The sequence below is a fragment of the Heyndrickxia sp. NPDC080065 genome (genome assembly GCF_050281185.1).
Lineage (GTDB): Bacteria > Bacillota > Bacilli > Bacillales > Bacillaceae_C > Heyndrickxia.
The window spans coordinates 239,860-260,931 of sequence record NZ_JBNNWS010000008.1 but is presented as its reverse complement, the minus strand read 5'-3'; the positions used below and the strand labels follow the sequence as shown (position 1 = coordinate 260,931).

The 21,072-nt window shown below is 32.2% G+C and carries 25 protein-coding genes and 1 pseudogene; 10 read left to right on the top strand and 16 right to left on the bottom strand.

Annotated elements, in window-relative coordinates:
• Positions 1 to 10: 10 nt before the first annotated feature.
• From spoVAD to ACQKP0_RS11925, 5 genes are all read right to left on the bottom strand, one after another.
• Positions 11 to 1,027, bottom strand: a complete 1,017-nt coding sequence (gene spoVAD, locus ACQKP0_RS11945; protein WP_427406072.1) for a stage V sporulation protein AD — start codon at positions 1,025 to 1,027, stop codon at positions 11 to 13.
• Entirely contained in the window at positions 1,027 to 1,503 is a 477-nt protein-coding gene (gene spoVAC / locus ACQKP0_RS11940; RefSeq protein WP_427406071.1) for a stage V sporulation protein AC, read from the bottom strand. Before spoVAC ends, spoVAD begins: the two co-directional genes overlap by 1 nt.
• Before the next feature lie 15 nt (positions 1,504 to 1,518).
• Positions 1,519 to 1,992: a sporulation protein gene (locus tag ACQKP0_RS11935; protein ID WP_427406070.1), complete on the bottom strand. Its 474-nt coding sequence runs from the start codon at positions 1,990 to 1,992 to the stop codon at positions 1,519 to 1,521.
• Between the two features lie 157 nt (positions 1,993 to 2,149).
• The gene (locus ACQKP0_RS11930) at positions 2,150 to 2,272 is read right to left on the bottom strand and encodes a hypothetical protein (RefSeq protein ID WP_427406069.1); all 123 of its coding nucleotides are present in this window, start codon (positions 2,270 to 2,272) and stop codon (positions 2,150 to 2,152) included.
• A 72-nt stretch (positions 2,273 to 2,344) separates the two neighbouring features.
• On the bottom strand, positions 2,345 to 2,698 hold the full coding sequence (locus ACQKP0_RS11925; protein WP_427406068.1) for a DUF1360 domain-containing protein: 354 nt from the start codon (positions 2,696 to 2,698) through the stop codon (positions 2,345 to 2,347).
• Between the two features lie 233 nt (positions 2,699 to 2,931).
• Between ACQKP0_RS11925 and ACQKP0_RS11920 the strand changes: the two genes are divergently transcribed.
• A complete protein-coding gene (locus ACQKP0_RS11920) occupies positions 2,932 to 3,435 on the top strand; it encodes a CotY/CotZ family spore coat protein (RefSeq protein ID WP_427406067.1) in 504 nt (167 codons plus the stop codon).
• A 110-nt stretch (positions 3,436 to 3,545) separates the two neighbouring features.
• On the opposite strand, the gene ACQKP0_RS11915 is transcribed toward ACQKP0_RS11920, so the two are convergent.
• The 4 genes from ACQKP0_RS11915 to ACQKP0_RS11900 all read right to left on the bottom strand — a co-directional run bounded on the left by ACQKP0_RS11915 (position 3,546) and on the right by ACQKP0_RS11900 (position 5,643).
• Complete coding sequence (locus ACQKP0_RS11915) at positions 3,546 to 4,118, bottom strand: CotO family spore coat protein (protein WP_427406066.1); 573 nt, start codon at positions 4,116 to 4,118, stop codon at positions 3,546 to 3,548.
• A 181-nt stretch (positions 4,119 to 4,299) separates the two neighbouring features.
• Positions 4,300 to 4,689, bottom strand: coding sequence for a hypothetical protein (locus ACQKP0_RS11910; RefSeq protein ID WP_427406065.1), 390 nt, complete (start codon positions 4,687 to 4,689; stop codon positions 4,300 to 4,302).
• 14 nt (positions 4,690 to 4,703) lie between these two features.
• Positions 4,704 to 5,153 carry a hypothetical protein gene (locus ACQKP0_RS11905; RefSeq protein ID WP_427406064.1) on the bottom strand — a complete coding sequence of 150 codons (450 nt, stop codon included), beginning with the start codon at positions 5,151 to 5,153 and terminating at the stop codon, positions 4,704 to 4,706.
• An 85-nt stretch (positions 5,154 to 5,238) separates the two neighbouring features.
• Positions 5,239 to 5,643 (bottom strand): hypothetical protein, encoded by a 405-nt coding sequence (locus ACQKP0_RS11900; protein WP_427406063.1) that lies wholly within the window; start codon positions 5,641 to 5,643, stop codon positions 5,239 to 5,241.
• A 234-nt stretch (positions 5,644 to 5,877) separates the two neighbouring features.
• Here ACQKP0_RS11900 and ACQKP0_RS11895 point away from each other — a divergent pair, with 234 nt between their 5' ends.
• The 3 genes from ACQKP0_RS11895 to ACQKP0_RS11885 all read left to right on the top strand — a co-directional run bounded on the left by ACQKP0_RS11895 (position 5,878) and on the right by ACQKP0_RS11885 (position 9,980).
• Positions 5,878 to 7,101 (top strand): ATP-grasp domain-containing protein, encoded by a 1,224-nt coding sequence (locus tag ACQKP0_RS11895; protein ID WP_427406062.1) that lies wholly within the window; start codon positions 5,878 to 5,880, stop codon positions 7,099 to 7,101.
• A gap of 122 nt (positions 7,102 to 7,223) precedes the next feature.
• Positions 7,224 to 7,688 (top strand): CotY/CotZ family spore coat protein, encoded by a 465-nt coding sequence (locus tag ACQKP0_RS11890; protein ID WP_427406061.1) that lies wholly within the window; start codon positions 7,224 to 7,226, stop codon positions 7,686 to 7,688.
• A 126-nt stretch (positions 7,689 to 7,814) separates the two neighbouring features.
• Complete coding sequence (locus ACQKP0_RS11885) at positions 7,815 to 9,980, top strand: YheC/YheD family protein (RefSeq protein WP_427406060.1); 2,166 nt, start codon at positions 7,815 to 7,817, stop codon at positions 9,978 to 9,980.
• 306 nt (positions 9,981 to 10,286) lie between these two features.
• Here ACQKP0_RS11885 and ACQKP0_RS11880 read toward each other — a convergent pair whose 3' ends face one another.
• From ACQKP0_RS11880 to ACQKP0_RS11865, 4 genes are all read right to left on the bottom strand, one after another.
• Positions 10,287 to 10,427: a hypothetical protein gene (locus ACQKP0_RS11880; RefSeq protein WP_427406059.1), complete on the bottom strand. Its 141-nt coding sequence runs from the start codon at positions 10,425 to 10,427 to the stop codon at positions 10,287 to 10,289.
• Positions 10,428 to 10,532: 105 nt separating this feature from the next.
• Entirely contained in the window at positions 10,533 to 10,790 is a 258-nt protein-coding gene (locus ACQKP0_RS11875) for a hypothetical protein (protein ID WP_427406058.1), read from the bottom strand.
• A gap of 16 nt (positions 10,791 to 10,806) precedes the next feature.
• Positions 10,807 to 11,352 carry a hypothetical protein gene (locus ACQKP0_RS11870; protein WP_427406057.1) on the bottom strand — a complete coding sequence of 182 codons (546 nt, stop codon included), beginning with the start codon at positions 11,350 to 11,352 and terminating at the stop codon, positions 10,807 to 10,809.
• 85 nt (positions 11,353 to 11,437) lie between these two features.
• Complete coding sequence (locus ACQKP0_RS11865) at positions 11,438 to 12,115, bottom strand: hypothetical protein (RefSeq protein WP_427406056.1); 678 nt, start codon at positions 12,113 to 12,115, stop codon at positions 11,438 to 11,440.
• A gap of 216 nt (positions 12,116 to 12,331) precedes the next feature.
• Between ACQKP0_RS11865 and ACQKP0_RS11860 the strand changes: the two genes are divergently transcribed.
• Together ACQKP0_RS11860 and ACQKP0_RS11855 are read left to right on the top strand one after the other, a co-directional pair.
• Complete coding sequence (locus tag ACQKP0_RS11860; RefSeq protein WP_427406055.1) at positions 12,332 to 13,102, top strand: hypothetical protein; 771 nt, start codon at positions 12,332 to 12,334, stop codon at positions 13,100 to 13,102.
• A 3-nt stretch (positions 13,103 to 13,105) separates the two neighbouring features.
• Complete coding sequence (locus ACQKP0_RS11855; RefSeq protein WP_427406054.1) at positions 13,106 to 13,528, top strand: Mov34/MPN/PAD-1 family protein; 423 nt, start codon at positions 13,106 to 13,108, stop codon at positions 13,526 to 13,528.
• 90 nt (positions 13,529 to 13,618) lie between these two features.
• On the opposite strand, the gene ACQKP0_RS11850 is transcribed toward ACQKP0_RS11855, so the two are convergent.
• Complete coding sequence (locus ACQKP0_RS11850; RefSeq protein ID WP_427406053.1) at positions 13,619 to 14,839, bottom strand: ATP-grasp domain-containing protein; 1,221 nt, start codon at positions 14,837 to 14,839, stop codon at positions 13,619 to 13,621.
• Between the two features lie 228 nt (positions 14,840 to 15,067).
• Here ACQKP0_RS11850 and ACQKP0_RS11845 point away from each other — a divergent pair, with 228 nt between their 5' ends.
• The 3 genes from ACQKP0_RS11845 to ACQKP0_RS11835 all read left to right on the top strand — a co-directional run bounded on the left by ACQKP0_RS11845 (position 15,068) and on the right by ACQKP0_RS11835 (position 18,491).
• Positions 15,068 to 16,447: a Mur ligase family protein gene (locus ACQKP0_RS11845; protein WP_427406052.1), complete on the top strand. Its 1,380-nt coding sequence runs from the start codon at positions 15,068 to 15,070 to the stop codon at positions 16,445 to 16,447.
• Positions 16,448 to 16,596: 149 nt separating this feature from the next.
• Positions 16,597 to 17,043: a hypothetical protein gene (locus ACQKP0_RS11840; protein WP_427406051.1), complete on the top strand. Its 447-nt coding sequence runs from the start codon at positions 16,597 to 16,599 to the stop codon at positions 17,041 to 17,043.
• Between the two features lie 116 nt (positions 17,044 to 17,159).
• On the top strand, positions 17,160 to 18,491 hold the full coding sequence (locus tag ACQKP0_RS11835; RefSeq protein ID WP_427406050.1) for a YheC/YheD family protein: 1,332 nt from the start codon (positions 17,160 to 17,162) through the stop codon (positions 18,489 to 18,491).
• 71 nt (positions 18,492 to 18,562) lie between these two features.
• On the opposite strand, the pseudogene ACQKP0_RS11830 reads toward ACQKP0_RS11835, so the two are convergent.
• A pseudogene (locus tag ACQKP0_RS11830) lies at positions 18,563 to 19,331 on the bottom strand (YheC/YheD family protein).
• 129 nt (positions 19,332 to 19,460) lie between these two features.
• The gene (locus tag ACQKP0_RS11825; RefSeq protein WP_427406049.1) at positions 19,461 to 19,910 is read right to left on the bottom strand and encodes a hypothetical protein; all 450 of its coding nucleotides are present in this window, start codon (positions 19,908 to 19,910) and stop codon (positions 19,461 to 19,463) included.
• A gap of 289 nt (positions 19,911 to 20,199) precedes the next feature.
• Here ACQKP0_RS11825 and ACQKP0_RS11820 point away from each other — a divergent pair, with 289 nt between their 5' ends.
• A complete protein-coding gene (locus tag ACQKP0_RS11820; protein ID WP_427406048.1) occupies positions 20,200 to 20,973 on the top strand; it encodes a YheC/YheD family protein in 774 nt (257 codons plus the stop codon).
• The last annotated feature ends 99 nt before the right edge of the window (positions 20,974 to 21,072 follow it).

Genomic DNA, 21,072 nt, shown 5'->3' with positions numbered 1-21,072 from the left:
TTTGTAAGGACTAAATCCATTCAATCGATACTGCATGTGCAATACATGGAATCGTTTCTTTCTGCTGAAATGACAATGGAGATAATAATGCACCTGTTGCTACAACTAATATCCTTTTATAAACACCTTTTTTCATTTGATTTAATAAATGTCCATACAAAACTGTTGCTGAACATGCAGGACCACTAGCCCCCGATAGTACAGGCTGATCTTTCTTATATATTAAAAGCCCACAATCATTAAACAGTTTCTCATCAATTGGCAGTCCTTTATTCTGAAACAATTCTAAGGCAATGTTACGGCCGATTGTTGCTAAATCCCCAGTAATGATTAAATCATAATAGGATGGATCGAGCCGAAGATCTTGAAAATGTCGTTCTATCGTGTCAACAGCTGCAGGCGCCATTGCTCCCCCCATATTAAACGGATCAGATAATCCTAGGTCTATCACCTTTCCAATCGTTGCGGAGGTTACACGGGGATGTGGATCTTTAACATTATTTCCAGATGTAACTAGAGCAAAACCAGCTCCTGTTACAGTCCATTGAGCTGACGGTGGTTTTTGCCCTCCATATTCAGTCGGGTATCGAAATTGCTTTTCAGCTGCTGCATTATGACTCGATGCACCTGTAATAATCTTTTTTGCTCCATTGTAATTTATAAGAAACGAAGCGAGGGCAAGACCTTCCATTGAAGTAGCACACGCACTGAACAAACCTATATTCGGAATTTGAATGGTTCTAGCGGCAAAGCTAGATGGAGTAATTTGATTAATTAAATCTCCTGATAAAAAAAATTGAATCTTTTCTTCTTTTATTTTTTCTTTTTGTAAAATAACATCGACTGCATCCTCGATTAACACTCTTTGTGCTTTTTCATAAGTATCCTGTCCCATCCATAGATCCTCGTGAAACTTATCAAAATCATCAGCTAGATTCCCATTTTTCTCAAATGGCCCCCCAACCACTCCAGTCGATAATATGGTAGGTTGATTAGAAAATACCCATGTTTGTGATCCTTTTAACATTAGAATCCCCCCCATTGAATGAGGATAGTTTTAATTAATGCGATGACAAATGCAGAGAAAACACCGAAAACAATAACTGATCCAGCTAATTTAAAAATATTCCCCCCCACACCTAACACATATCCCTCCGTCTGATGTTCGATCGCTGCAGAAATTACCGCATTCCCAAAGCCAGTTACTGGCACAGCACTCCCTGCCCCAGAAAATTGACCGAGTCGGTCATAAACCCCAAATCCTGTTAAAAGCATGGCAAAAAAGACCATTGTAGCGACTGTTGGATTTCCAGCGGTTTGCTCAGTAAAATTAAAAAAATAGATATAAAAATAGGTAACTGCCTGTCCAATAACACAGATTAAACCACCTATTAAAAATGCACGTACACAATTTTTTAAAAGTGGTCTTTTAATTTCATGCCTTTTTTCTAATTGATCATATTGAATTTGTTCAGGTGTTTTTGTTTTATTTTTATTTGACATTGGGACTCACTCTTTCTATGTCATTTCTTTTGTTAAACTGATTATTTTATTAAATCTCTTTTTTGCCTCTTTTTGCGAAATAGATTGTTTTTTGATCGCCTCTTTTAAACGAACCGACTCTAAAAAAATTTTATAATCGCTTGATACAACAAATTTTTGGTCTGGAAAATGACTTTCTAATTGTTTTTTTAACTTTTTTTCAATCCCTTTCATTTTAAAGCGATAAAAATGGTTTACTTTATATGCAACTAAAATCTGCTTTTCACCTTCGATTATTGCCGCATCGTAAATAGTTCGATGACTCAACACATCATTTTTTACTTGTTCTGAAATTGATCGATTCTCTTGCTTGTTTAATTTTACCGGTGCTGGCTGTGTTGTTTTTAACAACGCTAAGCGACTGACTTTACCATCCTGCCCGGAGCTGCAACCAACTAAAATGGTTACGAAGAAAATGATAATTAATTTTACAAACAAAACATTTTTCATTCGTTATTCCCCTCAATAAATTTCAAAAAGTTATTTCTTATTTTTGACAGAAACAATCATTTTATGAAAAATTAATTAAGGAAAATGAAGGAAATTAAATTTATATTTGATAATGTGAAAAAGTTTTTCTACAAAAAAATAACAGGCAAGATGCCTATTATTTTTTCTTTTTCTTTCCGCAGCCACAGCCACTTTTTTTTACTAATTTACCATTATTGTTCTCAGTATATTTCACTTGTTTTGAGGGTAAGACAGGAGCTTTCCCATTTGGTTTGTTCATAAAATAACATCCTTTCATTATTATGGATTTATGTTCATATATTATGTTGGTCTAAATAGGTTGTTCATGCCACTAGTCTATGATTTTTGTAATAATTGATTCAATGATCCCTGCTAAGCCGGCAATGGCAAGAATAATGATTATGGGTTCCATTATAAATGGCCATAAAATCCATGAAATATAAAGAAAGAGAGAACTCCAAACACCTGTACACCAATAACAACTTAATAATTCTCCAATCCAAGCTCTCAAACCGATGCCTTTAATTTTAATGTAGGTGGAAATATTCCCAGCTTCGTCTTGTTCTTCTATTTCTTCATGAAATGGTTTCCGAATAAAAGAAGTGATATTATCCATTACAATTAGGCGGGTCAATCGAAAACTGGCTAAACCAAATAAAATTAATAAAAGCCATGATTGAATCATGCTATCCCCCCTTTTTTATTTACCTCGCAATGGACAAAGTTAAATTACTCTTCATCTTCAATAGGCATTAGTCTATTAAAAAGAGAAGTGAAAATAAGGAATCATTGATTTATAGGTAATAACCTTATGCCTATTTTTCAAAAAAAGCGAGGACATTCGTAACAAAATGATGTCATTTCCAATATTCTATTAATGTGATGTACATTACAAAAAATAAAGGAGTTGAAATCTAAATGAGCTTCAGAGATCATGATGATCACTTTAATTGTGTATGCGATGTTGTACACTTTATAAATGACTTACAAGATGCTGCTGATGAGGACTTAAATAATAATTGTCCGACAAACTGTCTCAATCCAGTATTAGGTGGCAATGAGAATAAACCCTATAAGCGAAAAAACACACGTCCATTCATCCTATATACTAGAGACGGAAAACCATTTGAAGCATTCTTTAAGCCAAATGAGGGAAGTCATGCCTGCCCTTGTGATAAAGAAGGCAAAAAGATTTATGATAAAATTGATTTCTTCTGTAAATCTATGTTCTTTAGAGTGGAAAATATTGAAGGTTGCTGTGCATTATTACGTGTTTTAGAACCTGAATGTACGACTAGCCCTTGCCCGGAAGTCGATAATCCTCAAAAGAACTTACATTTATCAGACTCTTGTATAACTGTAGACTTAAGTAATTTCATTGCCATCCAGTGCTTAGATGATATCCATCTACCAGGTTGTTAAAGAAGATAAGGCCAACGAAGAAAAATGATTCGTTCCAAATTAATAAACTTTATAATGAAAAGTGATCTTCATCTGAAAAGTCGATAAGAAAAAGCTTATCGACTTTTCCTCTATTTTGATACGAATTTTATATCATTAATTTCTTTTACATCAATTTGAAGAGGTTTTTCTTCCAATAATAATTGATCGAATAAAATCATCCCATTTTCATATTTAAGAACTATTCCACTATAACTAATTGTTTCTGTTTTTATTTCAACAATTACTTTAGGGAGATAGCGAGGCATATTTACAAGAAAATATATTTTTTCATCTATATCCATATCTTTAAAGGATCTTCTACGATATCCCGTATTGATTGGCAAAGACTCTTCTACAGCAATGGTTTCTTCTGTAATAGCTTCATTTTCAATGTAATTTTCTATTTGAATTTGAATAGGTTCTTCTTCTACTTCTTTGTATTCTTGGACTGCTGGTCTCTCATTTTCTGCCATTTCCTTGTCGGTTATATTGATTTCGGACATATCATTATTATCAACTGCGATTGATTTTTCTGGAAATTCTTCTTTAGATAACTTAGTCATATATGTTCTTTGCATATTCACAAATATTTCCTGAGATTTTGGTTCGATAATGTATAAAAGAGGTTTTGATGTATTAAATTGATTTTGACTGGAACCCAACATTTGCACCTCCGTTCTTAAAGTAAATATTTCGTATTATATGTATGCATTAGAAATGTGGTAGGTGCCTATGGGTTTTAATTAATGTATATTATGAGGGATTTCTATTCATTACAAATTTTGTTTAGGGCTGTCTTATAAGTGCCTGACACTTTGCTTTTCAGACAGCCCAATTTATTTATTATTTATTAAGGTTTTTTACAGCCTCTAGGAAGGCATCACGGTATTGTTTTTGCTCATTCATTACAGTCTGCAACGTTGATAAAAGGGATTGATTTAGGAGACTAGAATCTTCCTTATCGTCCAAAGAATTTAAGAGGAATGTATAAACGAGCATTAAGGTAGAATAGTTGTCAACATAGGTTAAGTTTAATGCTTGACCCCCTTTTCCACCCTGTGCATGTGAATTCACTGATGGTTTAGAGCCATCTAAAATACTATTGGCTAAATTAGAGGCAATATCTCCCGAAATACCCAAATCCATTAATTTTTCCTTAGCAAGTTGCACTTTATTATTTTTACTCAGTTTGTTTCCCCCCTTTTTTGTTGGACGAATGATAAAAGATCTCATTATGCAATATCAACTTAGTCGTCAATCGAATTTTTATTTTCGCTAAAATTACCTTTTAAGTTGTCACTAAAGTTATCATTTAAGTTGTCACTAAGGTTATCATTTAACAATCCATTTAGGTTGCCATTAAAGCTTCCATCCAAGAAGCTAACTGGAACATTTGTTACTGGATTTATAGGAGTAATTGCACCTCCAAAACCTCCAGCTCCTCCTATTGCAGTTGAAATACTTGCAGTAGCTAAGGCCAAAGTATTATTACTAGTAGCGATAGCAGCTCCACCATGTCCTCCAGTCGATGTTAAATTTCCATATCTATTAATAAGACCTTGAAATTTTAGTACCTCATTGCCATTTCCGTTTCTATTTCCATTTTTACCTTCATTATTCTCATCTTTAGGATTATGAGTATTTTCACTATTCGTTGAATCGCAATTATAAATTCGATATGGTTTCGTCATACACATAAAATTCACCTCCAGTCATTGATAATATAGTCTATGTTTTACTAGTTTCGTTGTATCCGCATATATAGTAAGGCAAACGTTAGTTTTACTCCTTACTTTTTAAGTTGGATAAATCTATTTCCAATATTTTTTTCTCATTTAAATGAACTTTAAAATTACCTTTTTCATTGGTTGTTTCAAGTACAGGTAATTTATCTTTCAAATTCGATGGCTTTATTTTAGATATCACATTGGAAATCGATGAGCTTTTTATAAGTTTAGATAAATCTTTCTTGGAAGTTTCGCTTTTTAAACTATTTAAATCCAATCCTCCCAATATATTTGTTAAACTTTCATTGACAGTAGTCATTGCATTTTCTAAACTCTTATTAATCGAATCCACTAATTGTTGGACTTGTTCTGAACTTAGATTTGTCATATCTTTTGATTCATTGTTTTCATTTACACTAACCTTCACTTCTCCATCTTTCCCCTTCATTTCTTCAACCACTATCCTTCACCTCCTTACCATTTACTTATAATGTATTAATCATATGTACAATCCGTTTCAGCATTTAGAGGAGTGTTTTCGCATATTTTTTATTAGTAATATACCTGTTAAATCATTAAAAACTAAGCAATTTCCTTATATTATCTTATATTTTATTGCTAATACTTCTGTATCCACAAATTTTAGGTAACATAAATTATTTATATAAATGTGTAAGGAAGAAGGTTAAACAGATTGAAATCAATCATTTTTATTGGTTGTTATGAATTTGGAACAAGCAGAGAAGCTTTAACCATTGCAAAAGAAATGGGATATTTTATTGTTTTATTAACAAACAGAGAAAAGTTCAAGCTTAAAAATCATAACCTTCAAGATGTAGATCATCTAGTTTTTATCAATAATTTACTTGATGAAAAAAGCGTTACAGATGAAATAACAAAACTAAAAGACAATGGTCTACAAATATGTGCTTGTATTAGTTTTATAGACCCGTATATTTCTTATACTGCTAGGCTAGCTAAAAGACTCGGATTAGTAGAAATATCCGAAAACTCACTATTTATTATGGAAAATAAAATAAGATTTAGAGAGAAGTTAAAAGAACTTTCCACCTCCCCTTTTTTTACTATTATTGATTTTGATACTCCAATTGATCAGTTTGTTCAGAAGTACATTTCTTTTTTACCATTGATATTAAAATCCCCCTCATCCAATGGGTCAAAAGATGTATTTTTAGTTGATGATACAGCGAAGTTGGAATACCGTATAAGATATTTACAAAAAAAGTATCCAAGACAACCTATATTGGCAGAAGAATATCTATTAGGACCTCAGTTTCTGATTGAGGTTCTTGTTCACAACAATGAAATGACTGTTGTCGGAGTAATTAAGCAAGAAGTCATTAACAATGGAAGGTTTATCGTTACCGGATATCAATTTCCCGCAAACTTAAATGATGAAGATCATATGAACCTTCATGTGTCCATTAAAAGCATTATTGATCAATTAGGACTTTCATGTGGTTCGTGTCACTTAGAGATGCGTTATGTGCAAGGAGACTGGAAACTAATTGAAATAAATCCGAGAATGTCAGGGGGAACAATGAATCGAATCATTGAGGAAGGAACAGGTATTAATCTCGTCAAAGAAATATTAAAAATGCATCTAGGAGAACAGCCTTCACTAAAAGTAACTCAACAACAACATGTGTATGCCAAATATTTAACAATATACTCTCCTGGTAAATTACTTAAAATAGTGGGAACAGAACAAGCTTTGGAGCACAAAGGAGTTAAATACGTTTATATCAAACCGAAAGTTGGAAGTATTTTAACTCCCCCTTTCTCCATGGGCTATAGATATGCCTGTATCATCGCCTCCGCTGAATCATCTGAACATGCAAAACAAATTGCCTTAGAAGCCTCGAAGAAAATAAAATTCTATTTGGAACCACTTTAAAAAAACTTGTCAATACATGAATCATCGATAAATAGATGAATTAGCCAAGTCTATATTCCTCACCAATTCGCACAATCCCTTAGAAAGTTCAATATCATATAAAAAAGGGGCAGACTGAGGAGATGACAAATGACTTGATCAGTATAATAGGGAATAAACAGGATATTTGCGAGGCATTATTAGAATTAAAAATGATACAAGATCTGCTGACGAATTCTAAAACTAAATACTTTGGAAAATTGCTTTCTCATTTAGTTGGTGTAGATACCATCCCTATCTTTTTATATACAAACGATGGATTATTTTCACAAATGGGGGTTTATAGAGATAATCAAACAGATAAGGAAAACAGGTTCACTTCAAATTATTTTCGAATTGAATCCATTGATAACGATAAATTCTATGCATCACTATCAATCCTTTGCCCATTGGATATACATGGGGATGTTACTCAAATTCATAACGATGTAATGAAATTAATAAAAACAAATACTTGTACAGAAGTAGATTTATCGTGTATAAGAGCCATTCAAACTTTGAATTTGGATTTACTTAAAAGGAAAATTATTATTGAACCGAAATGGTAATATGATACCTCAGGTTATTACTGGGGTATTTATTTATGGCCAAAATTGAACAAATGTCTGTATCAAAAACATGATCTATTGAATGTAATATATATAGATTACAGAAAAGAAAAAGGAGATTATTCAATGACATTGATAGGAATGTTACATCATCGTAAAGACCCCCAAACAGTTATCAAGTCTTATGCCTATGCTGCAGTTGCTAAAGCTGAAGGTGCCAAGTTTTTCTATTTTTCTCCCGGTACAGTAAATTTCACCAATAACTCAATTAGAGGACAAGTATATGAAAACGGAAAATGGGTGGAGCGAATTATGCCCTTCCCAGATGTTATCTACAATGCTGGTAGTCCTGAAAAACTAGCTAAGTCAAAGGAAATCATTCAGAGGTTAAAAGAAAAGATCCCTTTTACTACTCATTCGATTGGTAACAAGTGGAATGTTAGTGAAAGATTAAAAGAAGCTAAAGAATTTTCAAACTATTTAATCCCCACAGAAATAGTTAAAAATACTGAAAATTTTTTTAAGTTTATAGATGGATTTGAAAAAATCGTATTTAAACCCATTGACGGAAGAAAAGGTAAAGGAATCTTTTTTATTTCTAAAAAAGATGACTATTTCGAGGTCAAGAAGGATTCTGATATTATTGCCTATTCAAAACAACAATTAAATGACTTTATTCATTCGATGCTTTCAAAAGGAACTTTTATTATTCAACCCTATATTCACTCAATTACAAAATCAGGTCAAGTATATGATTTTAGAATTCATGTTCAAAAAAATGGAGAAGGAAAATGGGTTATCACCACTATATATCCACGGATTGCTCCAAAAGGATCAATAATCCCTAATATTAACAATGGCGGATTCACCAATTATTTAGATCCATTTCTGCAACAAGAATTCAAAGGAGAGGCTTATAACATTAGACGCACACTGGAGCATTTTGGCCTGTCTTTAGCAAATCATTTAGACGAAATTCAAATATCACATTATGAGGAAGTTATCGATGAAATCGGAATAGATATTGGATTAGATGATAATCGAAAAATATGGATATATGAAGTAAATTGGCGACCAGGTTGTCCTCCAGCGTTTTATTTAGAGCTAGATGTTGTTATCAATTCCATTAAATATGCTATGTTTCTTGCAAACAACCAAAAAAAATTAAAAGAAAAGATAACAAAAGTAAAGAAAAAAAGTATTGAAGAAAAAGGAGAAATTCCAATTATCGCTGTAACGGGTAGTGCTGGCAAAACTACGACGAAAGCATTCCTAGCATCAATCCTAGCGAAAAAATGGAATATATTTGAGTCTAAGGATTATTGGAATACAACAGAGCATACTAAAAAACATGCCGCAGAAATCAATTCAACTCATGAAGCAGTAGTATTAGAATATGGTATGGCATATCCAGGTATAATTACAGAACATTGCAGCATTATAAAGCCAAATATTAGTATTGTTACAAATGTAGGTTTAGCACATGTTGGTAACTTTGACGATGATATTAAAAAGGTCGCGCATGCAAAATCTGAATTAATTCATGGAATGGATCAAGAAGGAATTCTATTTATTAACAAAGATGATCTAAACTCAAAATATTTAGAGACTAAAAGATTCAAAGGGAAAATCCTCACAATCGGAATAAATACTGAAGCTGATTATAGAGCCTATGATGTAAAATATGCAGACAATGGAATGAATTTCAAAATGAAACTTCAGGGACAAGAAACGAAACTGTTTATTCCTATTTTTGGAGAACATCATGTATATAATGCTCTAAATGCAATCGCTGTTGCCGACTACTTAGGTTTCACTCCGATGGAAATTAAAGCAGGACTGCTATTTAGAAAACCACCAAGAAGATTAACAATCTATCATTGTCAAGATAACATTACAGTTATAGATGATACCGTTCACTCCCACCCTCAAGGAGTAAAAGCTGCCATTGATGTCCTCTCCAATATTGGAAAACAACGTAAAATAGCAATTATCGGACAAATGAGAGAATTAGGGAATTTAAGAGAAGAAGAATATCGTAAAGTCGGAGAGTATGTTTGTGATAAAGAAATTGATTTTTTAATCACCTATGGTTTTAGAACAGAAGAAATTGGAACTCATGCTATTAGAAAGGGTTTTTCCGCTAAAAATGTATACCATTTCACTGATAAGGATGAACTGCACACGTTATTATTAAAAATTATTAAAAAAGGGGACACTGTCTTAGTTAAAGGAGCCAGCAAAACGAATATGTTTGATATCGTGAAGTTTTTGGATCAAACATTTAGTTAAAAACAAAAGCGCAAGCCCTTGCTCATCGGCGTACGGATTTCGTAGTCTTCGACTGAGATAAAGAAAACACGGTGAGGTAGTTCACGAGCTAGTGAAATTGGCACTTCAAATTTCACCCGATGTTGACTTATCGTAGGGAGGAGACGGAGAATCTGCTAGCCGACGGCTGCTTGCGCTAGACGTAAACTTCGCTCTTCATAAAGTTATCCACAGTGCGAATATTTTATAATTTCCTAAACGAAAACAACCCCCGAATAATCAAATTTATTCGGGGATTTGTTTTTTATATGAATAAAGTCTTCAATTCTAACTTTTTCCTACTTTCTTCAATTTTCCGCACATACATCCTCCAGGATGAAGTGTTATCGCTTTTTTACTCGCGAGCTTTCTTTTTTTCTTTATTACCGTAATTCCGTTCGTTACATAAATATTATTCAAATTTGACACAAAAGCTCACCTCCCTTGCTTATTTACTATATAATATTATGTCGATTTTTTGTGGTATAGATGAAAGCAGTAAGGTGATATAAAAATAGTCTAAAATCTATAATTTCATGGGGTTTCTCTGAGTATTTTTTGAAATCCATTTTTATGTTCTTCTTGAAATTCTTTTATTTCATGTAATAAGATTTTCAATTCTTCTTCATTATAATTGTATTCTTCCTCTTTTTGATACGTTATTCGCATTTTTAAGTAAAGGAGCATTAATTGAACCCTCGGGTTATGTATCCTTTTTTCTTCCCCCAAAACTATTTCGTAAAGTAATTCATCAATTTTTTGAATGATTGCTTCTTCCCAATTATTAGACATATTTAAAAACCCCCTTTTAAATTGTAAAATTAATTGAGTTTAGTGACCGAACACCTTCGTGATTTTCTTCATAATATACAAATCCATCCATTGATAAAACCAAATTATCACATGCAGGAAATTTTAATTGAAAGCTTGAATATACAAGCTTTTCTCCTGGAGCAATTTTATTAACTTTCAAAGGCCTTAACCAATATTCTTTTTCCATATCACCTTTTGTTTTAATTCTTTCCCACTCATAGATGCCTTGTGTGTCTTGCCCTTCAATTGGAGCATATTTACCGGAGAAATTAAAATTCGAATCACTTTTTATTTTTATGAGAAGGATAGGCTGATGAATACTAGTATGTCCTATATTTATTACTTGAAAATTACCGATTACAACATTCTCGTCTGAGGGCTCGGAAGATAAAGAGATCGATTCTGTAAAATATGCAATACAACTATTGCTTGAAAAATTATAATTCGAAAGAACACTATCTAATATTTGAATTTTTTCTTTTTGTGTTTTTTTGATTTGAGAAAGTGTTTTTCTAATTTCTTCAATGAAAGTATTTATCAAGATCCCCTACTTTCTAATAAATTTATAAAGAAAGGGAAGCATATGCTTCCCCTCTCATTTAATACTTATTCATTGAACTCCACAATTATGCTCCTGGGAAAACAACAGGACATTGTGGTGGAATTAATGGTGTTGTACAGCTTTCAAATAGAGGTGCACGTGGCATACAGAATTCAGCTGTCAATTCTAATGTCACTGGTGTAACTGTTTGAATGCTTTGGCAAACATCGATTGTTACGCCGATGCTAACTAAAGCACCTGCTGCGCTAAGGTTAATGATTGTTTGTGCTTCAAAATCTGAGATTCTTACTACTAGTGATGTTCCTTCAGGTGCACATAAGAAGGCCGTCTCAGTAAGTGTAAATGTAATAGGTGGTGTTGTAATTAAGAATGGGACTCCAGTAGCAGGAATTACACCGCTAATTTCCAAAACCACAAATACTGTTTTAGTGAATGTAACACGTTGAAGTGTAACTAAAGCGCCATCCACTTCAAATTGACGATCAACTCTAGGGAGAGATTCAGTTACAGTCACCTCTGAGTTTAACGGCAGTGGAGTACCAGTAGAATCTGTTAATACAGCTTTGATTACGATTTGTGCAGCAGGATTGCCGAACAAAGTAAGGTCAAAACCTGCAGGCAAACCGAGGGAAGCTTCTGGAACTGTCTGGCTTGCAGTAGATTCCTCCAGTATCCAGTCGTACACCTTTTCAGTGTTTATACATAAGAGCTCCTGAGCTCCTTGTAACGGTTTTGATTGCATATTTTTTCTCCTTTCAATTATTTTTTACACTTTTAATCTATGCAATATATCCAATAAAGAAATAGGACAATAGCATATTAATAGTAAAATTGATAGAATTACCCACCTAAAGATCACTATAAATTCATCTAGTGGGCAATCTTACTAATTCACATAATTTTTAGGATTTTCATATAATAACATACCACTATTTCAAAAAGGGGCGGAACTGAGAGCATGACGGACAAAAATCAGGAAAATCGTATAAAAATATTAGAAATGCGAGTAAAGAAATATCAACTGGATATGAGCAGAAGCCAAAAAAAAAATGAAGAGTATCTTAACCTATTTCAAAGTTTAGAGAAGTTATTGGAAGAAAAAGTGGATGAAATAGTAAAAATGGGTGAGCAAAATCATTTAACAATGCAATTATATAGAAATGAAGTAAAACAAATAAAAAATCAAATGAAAACGATACAAACTTCACTATTGAATATGGAAAATGAAATGATGGGATTAAGAGATGATCTTATAAATAAAATAGATGCTAACATAGGGAAAAATGAGATCAATAATGAACAGGAATATTTTAATGAATTAAGTGAATTAAAACAAAAATTAACAGATATAAGCAATTTAATAAAAAGCGACCCAATCGATATCGTAAATAATTCAAACGTGAAAACTAACCCACACTTAGGAGAAAACAAATCATCTTTTACTTTTAGGGATTTACAAAATGCCTCTAAAATCAATTCCACTTCAAGTATGAATAATCAAAGTATGTTTAAGTTGAACTCTTCATTTAGGCAAACTGTTCGAAATCCCCAAATTGTTAGGCCCATTCAGAATAATACAAGTGAGGAAATATCAAAATCAACAGCAATTGTTAATAACGATAAAGATGAAGAGGTAGATAAGAAGCTTCCCATTGAAGATACTACAGAATTAATGAAAAAAGAAAAAAAGGTGACCACTGCCTTTTCCTTCTTTAAAAGTAGAAAATGAAAAATGAAGTTTAATATCACAAAAGAACAATTACGCGAAATTGTAGAATTTACCCATCAAGAATTACCATGTGAGGCTTGTGGAATATTATCAGGAGAAATATCCGGAGAAAATCTCATTGTAAAAAGGATATGGAAATTTAAAAATGAATTAAATTCCTCATCCAGATTTTATGTTAGCAAAGAGAAGGTGGATATAGTAATTTCAAACATTAATAAATTAAATGATCATTTGATTGCCATTTTTCACTCACATCCAACTGCTCTTGCAATCCCATCTTATCAGGATATAAAATATCATTTGGACCCAAAAGTACTTATGGTAATTGTTTCATTCGCTAAAAATAAGACAGATATTAAATGTTATCAAATTACTGAAAACGAGTATTTAGAGTGCGAAATATTAACAGTTAATCAAGACTCGTAGGAATGAGAAAAGGACACCGATTTTATTACCGGTGTCTTTAGTGTTGTTTTGGATTAAACTTTATCTCTTCATACAATCTTTTGTTCTTTCCTATTCCTCTATTAAATGGAACTTAATCTCATTTGCAGCATTTTTGGCATTTTTTTTAGCTTCTTCCATACTTGATCCAGTAGCAATCACATAAGCATATCGATGACCCATTGATAATGGCGGAATTAACTTTGTTCCTTTTTTAGGCTTTACATAAACTTCAACAACCCCTGGAGATCTTTTTGCCCTTCCCTTCCCAGTAACTTTTTCTAATATTCCTTTTTGCGACACAATGAGATACTGGGTAAAGACATTATTGGTTCTTTTTGGTACTAAAGAAGGACTTTCTCCTAAGTGTAATTTAAGAGTTTCTTCTACTAAACTATACCCATAGGCTGCTTGTATCATATTATTCATAGCACCACCAGAGATTCGCGGATTAATTTCAATGAGCTTCCAACCATTTTTAGTATGTCTTAATTCAAGGTGAAAGGCACCATTCTTTATCCCAAAAGTTGTGATAACAGACTGAAGTACCTCTTCTATTCCTGTTTTAATATTTTTTGAAACCTCCATAAGAACTCCGTAACCTGTGATAATAAATCTTTTTCCTTGAGAAATTTCTTGTTGAATAATCCCAGCTATTTGTATTTTATTTTTGTACACCAGTGCCTCGACTATATATTGTTCACCTTCAATATATTCTTCAATAATAATTGCTTCATCTGGGTTCTTTTCCTGCAATTTTAATGTCTGTTTCTTAAAATCATCTATATTCTCTGTAAAAAGAACATCTTTGGAGCCAGTCGACTTTGGTGATTTAACTACAACTGGAAAGTTGAGCTTTTTGTGTATTGATTCAAATGAAAACACCTCATCTGGTCTAATAATAATAAATTTCGGCGAATAAGGCTGCTTTTTAAGAGCTATCCTAGTCTTTTCTTTATCTTCCATTATTTCAATAGCTTTTGACGAAGTATTATTTTGACAAAATTCATCACAAAGTATGGAAGCAATATAAACATTTGAATCAATAAAACTGACAATCGACTTTATCTCTTTCCCCCTTAACTGTAATTTCTTAATTTCCTTCTTCATATCGGAAAGGTTATTCGTATCAACTAAAATCATTTCGTGAACATCAGTATACTCTTCTCTTTGCTTTACTTGTTTTTCATTATTTGTGAAAACAACCGTAAAGTAACCGAGTCGTTCTGCTGCTTTAACTGCTTCCCTACTTGAACCAGATTTATTTATACCTATAAAGATAATCGTTTTCAAAAAGCCCACTCCCTATATAAACATCAATTAAAATAACTCAATATATGTTTATGGAATAAACCGTTTTTTGTATAGATACCTATCATAGGAAGTATGAATAAGTAAAAAGGAATTAGAAGGTTTTGAATGTTTAAAAGGAATATTTTCTATTTTTATATAGTTTAATCGTACAAGCAAATGAAATTAGAAAACATATTATATCAGCAATGAAAGGAGTGGAATACTACAATGAAGCCCCTATCGGTTAGTCAGATAAGATCCATTGTTGATGGTGAATTAATTCATGGGTCTGACAATGTTATCGTCTATAATGGTGCATACCGTCTTAAACAGGTGAAGAATCAAAATACCATTTTTTTTTCTAAGACTGTAATACTTGATTGGGAAAGTCTAAAGGAATTATTTCCAATGGTAATTGTAACCAACCGAAAAATCAGTCAGAATGAAAGGTTGGAGAACTTAACAATAATAAAAGTCAATGATGTAGAAGAAGCATATTGGAAATTCGTGAATTATTACCGTAGTTTGTTTCATATTCCTGTTATCGCCATTACAGGGACATCTGGTAAGACTACAACAAAAGAAATGATTAAGCACATTCTCTCTGGAGAAAAAACAGTTGCAGCTACAAACAGCAGTAATAATTCACGAACTGCTCATTTACAATACCTTCTTAGTATTGATGATGAAACTGATGCGGCTGTTTTTGAAACGGCAGTCGGTGCACCTGGAGACGTATTAAGAGCAGGAAATTATTTCAAGCCTACCATAGGGATTATTACAAATATAGGAGCACATCACTTGAATTATTGCAAAACTCTTGAAGCCTATATTAAGGCAAAAGGGGAAATGGCCGAAGTACTCAATCATTCAGGCGTACTCATTATAAATTCGGAGGATAAAAATAGTAAAAAATTAGATTTGAAAAATTTTAAAGGTAGGATAATAAAAGTTGGCACCGATCCATCTTGTCATTTTAAAGCTAATAACATTCAATACTGTAAAGATGGAATGCGGTTTAATGTCCAGTTTAAAGAAAAAAATTATTCTATGTTTGTTCCCGGTTATGGAGAGCATCAAGTTTATAATGCGTTAGCTGCTATTGCTGCTGTTAATGAAATAGGTATAGATTTAACTGAAGCTGCAAGCAGATTAAAAACATTTCAAAACTTAAATAAACATTTACAAGTATATAAAGGGATGAATGGGTCCACCATTCTTGACGATACATGGAGCATGACTACCACTTCATTAGAAGCAGCTTTAAAAGTATTAAATGAAGTTGGGAAATCCAAAAAAAGAGTAGCTATACTAGGTACCATAACTGATTTAGGGTCTTGGGGATATATTATACACGAACAAGCTGGAGAAATCATATGTCAGAATGGTGTGGATGTTCTCATTACAATTGGTGAGCATGCGCGTATTATGGCAGATCAAGCTGTAAAGAACGGCTTGGATTCAAAGATCTATTCCTTTAAAAATAGTATTCTAGTATATGATATATTAAAAAAAATTTTAGACGAAGATACTATTGTGTTAATTAAAGGAGATATGTACAGTAAGCCGATCATTGATTTAGCTGTTAAAATACGGAAGAAGGAATAGCTCCCCTCCAAAACCAAAAGTGACTAAAGGGTAGCTATTTTTTTATTCAAATATAGCGAATCATTCTATTCTAAATAAAGGTTAACTTATTATAAATCAATTCTTTTTTCAATTTTTCACTCCATTATAAATTAAAGGGGGAAACATATATGGGGATTTATTGTCCCTGTGGAGTCTATGTTGATGCGCATTCGGAGATTAATCATATCCAAAAGATAGTTAAATGTAAATGTAGAATCATTAAAAAAGTTATTAGAAGCAGGTTGTCTTACCTTGCTGATATTTGCTCTACCACTCTTGAAACTTCGACACTTTCATTGACATATGAAGATATACAAGCTCCTAGTAATAGTTTTTTCTTTAAGGCAAATTCCATCACTTCAGTAATATGTAGACAGGAAGGGCAGATTTGTATTGTCACTGTGAAAGGAACTGGAATTGTTAAGGGACAACAGTTTCCTTTCGAAGCTGTATTTTGTGAAGGCATGGAGCAATCATCCAGCATTGTTCAAAAGTTTGTCATTCATGGTTTCTTTGATCAAAATGATCCTCTACCAGTTTCTCAAGGTACCATCGTTACACGGGGTTGTCAGTAACTGAATTATTTAAGGAACTCCCAGCATTCAATGCTGGGAGCTTTACTTATATTTCAAATATCGGATTCTTTCAATCTCATGATTAAAGTATTAACACTAAAAGGGAGTTGGAAACTTTGAAAGCCAGTAGAGGACGAATTGGCCAATACAAAATTTTAATGACAGAAGAAAACTTATGTATCTATATGTTAGAAACAAAATTATTTTCGAAGGAATCTTTATACGAATTTTTGGAAAAGAACAAAGCAATTATTATTAAACCTGTTTTTGGACCAGGGGAGATTTTTGTTTTCTCTGAAAATGGTGAATTTATAATAAAATCAAATACTAATTTAACTACAGTTACTAGTATTGAGGATATTTATCAACATCTTATAGTAAATGAATTAATACAGAAATATTATGTTATTCAGCCTACAAAAATTAATGTGGAATTTTATCAAAGCAACTTCCATTATACTGTTACTGTGCACCGGATATCAGCCTCTAATGATTGGTATTGTATTTTCAAAAAGAAGAAATCTCTCTCTACATTAGGAAAATATTTATATAAATATTTATTAAGAAAAATCGAGAGCTTATCAATTCTAGCGGCAAAAAAACTGGGAGAATATTTTCCTGAATGTAACACTATTGTGATTGAAATCGTGTATGATCTAAAAGGAGGATTATGGATTGAAGATTCAATCTTACATTTTCCAATAAGCAAGTGGAGCCAATATCATACACTAACCACAAATAATTCACTTGTTCCTTACATCCCCAAAACTGATTTACTAACTAAAGTCACTTTTTGTGAATTTCTAAAAAAATATAGACAGGTAATTATTAAACCTTGTACTGGTCAAAATGGTAAAGGAATTGTCCAAATTTCCTCCAACCATTTCAATACTTATGAAATTCATTCAGGAGGAAGGAAGTTCACGAAATCAACCTTAGAAGAAACCTATCGTTTTATTGAAGAACATTTTCTTTCCAAGGAGTACTATATTGTTCAACAAAAGCTATCATTAGCAGCAATCAACGATTGTCCAATGGATATAAGAGTTATTACTCAAAAAGTAGGTTCTGTCTGGTTTGTAACTGGAAAAATTGTTAAAGTTGCAGGTAATGGTTTCTTTATTACCAATGCTGCCCAAAAGCTATTATTATTTGGAGATGCCATAAAAGAATCAAATATTTCACATTTAAATAGAGGTTCCCTTGAAGATAAAATAGATGGGATTTGTTTAACTGCAGCGAGCCAACTAGAAGTAAATAATCCCGAGATAGCAATTATCGGTTTTGACATTGGGATTACACATCAAGGAGATATATGGATTATTGAAGGAAATTATACTCCAGACCTCGCTATGTTTAATAAACTTAAAGATAAAAATATATATCGAAATATCGTGAGAACAAAGAATGAATATCAAACTACCCCAAATAGTTTTGTTATAGAATAAATACCAACAAAAGATATGCTAAAACCACATACCGTTGATGATGATTTGTGGTTTTTCACTTTATTATAGTTTTATTTGATTCCCCTCCCCTGTTTTTCCGGGAAACCTGCAAGATATTTTGCATACAACATACTTGAATCTTTAAGTTTAGAAACTGTATCATGATCCCCAATATATGAAAAAATATTATCATTCGGGCAATGGTTGTTTATTTCAATTAACCAAATATGATGATTTCGGTCAATCCCGATATCAACTCCATATTTATATATAGATTCATATTTATCAAACTCTCTTGCCGCTTTAATATCAATTTCAGACATTTTTTTGCGGAAACTTATCACCTCTGCTTCTGATAGATGAAAAGATTTTGAAAGTAATGTTTCTCCTCGTTCCCTGTCCTCCACTTGAACGGTTGCTAACAACACTCCCTTCAACTCCCTTTCTCCCAACCATGCCTACATCCTTCCATTGTCCATTCTGATCTTTTATTAGGACAATTCGAAAATCAATGAGATGATTTTTTTCTATTTCTAAATCTATTTCTTGTTGTATTATATATTTCTCACTTTTGAACTTAGCTTTAACATATTCAAGTAGTTCGTTTTCTGAGTAAAAGTTAATTGTCTTATTTTCATTGTTACTACGATATTTAACACAATATTTATCATCATCAGCAATAAACTTTTCAACACTCATTCCCTTTAGACCTGAAAGTGACTTGACATAAATAGTACGAAAACTTTTAAGATAATATAATATGTCTTTAGGCTGTTGATATAGGAAGGTTTGGGGCAGATGGGGAAGCAAATCTTGATTTGGACTTAGCAACTGAAACATTTTCCATTTATTTATATAAGCTGAATTAAAAATACGTGAACCATAAAGATTTTTCAAATAATTGGATCTTTTCGTGGACAACACTATTTGTTTTATTATTACAGTAGGAAAAGGTAATGTACCTTTTTCTCATTTTTGTAAAGTTGGATTGTAAATATAACCATTTATCTTATAGTGTTTTTGATCTAACCCTTCCCAAGAAAATACTACAATAGTCCCCCTCACCAATGGATATTGTTTTACAATACTATAAAGATTTTTTAATTTCCGTTTGAGATCAGCATCGGTATTTGCTATTAACAAACCAATAAACGGCCCTATAATTATTCCATCTTTTTGAATGGATAATTCATAGTCAACTCCTAAAGGAAGTTGCAGTTTTTCAATTGTAGTATTTGATAGCCCTATTTCATTTTCTTTTAAAGTATTTAATTGTTTACAATTAACCTCCATTTCTTGAAAACCAAAATGAATAGTAGTAGTCTGCATGGTTTTGTCTATTAATTTACTTTGGTTAGGATAAAGCATTAGACATTGATCATTAATATTTAATGGTATTAACTTAAAAACATTGTTCAAGTGATCAATCCTTCACTTAGCTTTTTTAATTTTATTCATAATATGTTTAAACAAAATAATCAGAATAATCGATATGCCCCTCTGTATAAAAATCTTTCTATTTAGGGGAAATAACTATTATTTTTAGACTATAAAATACTTTCGATATTTTTAAATGAATATTGAAATAACAAAGAAATCCAGCATTAATTTAAATGTTTTCGTGATATTTGCTACTCTCCCCTACCCACACGAAGATATAAAAAAAGACATATATTATAGCAATCATATTTCTAATGAGGTGTTTTTCTTGAGTGAATCACTAGGTAAATGGAAACAAAATGTACTGTTGAAGCAAAATCCTCTAACAGCTAATAGTATTCCAGAAACAAATATTTATACCCTAGGTAACCTATTAGATTTCATAAATCGTTATGATTATGTTTATGTTAAACACGATACTTCTGGACAAGGAAGAGGAATTTATAAACTTTCTCAAAAGGAAGACGCTTCCTATTGTTTTAAAGGTTTCACACTACAAGGTAAACCAATAAATAAGTGTGTAAAAATGATTGAAGATTTCCACCAATTTCTACACCCTTTTGAGAAATTCGGAAGATTGAGTGGTACCTATATTATTCAGGAGGGCATCAAGAGTTTTACTAATGAGGGACTGCCTTTTTGCATCAGGGTTCATGTTCAAAATCTTAAAGGAAAATGGGAGATTGGTGGCATGAATGGAAAAATTGGTACGAAAGAAACAATTAGTACTGGTATTATCAATTCTGGCCGAGCTGACCAGGTCATTTCGATTGATGAATTATTTTCGTTACATTTGAAAATGAGACATACAGATAAAAAAAGAGTTATAGAGAAATTGGAGGAAATTTCTATCAACGCCGCTCAAGTAATCGCTTCCCAGTTTCCTTGCAGGGAATATGGGATTGATTTCGGATTAAATCAAAGTGGACCTATACTATTTGAAGTAAATACAACTCCAGGAATTAATGGATTTGGCAAAATGGAAAATAAGTCCATGTGGAAACGTATAGTGGAGATTCGAAAATTGCAGAGTGAGGGTTAATACAATACGTGGAAAGTTATACCAAGGAATATAATGTTAAAAATCTACAGATGAGCCTTTAGTGTATTTTTTATAGGTAATAGCATATTCATACTAAGT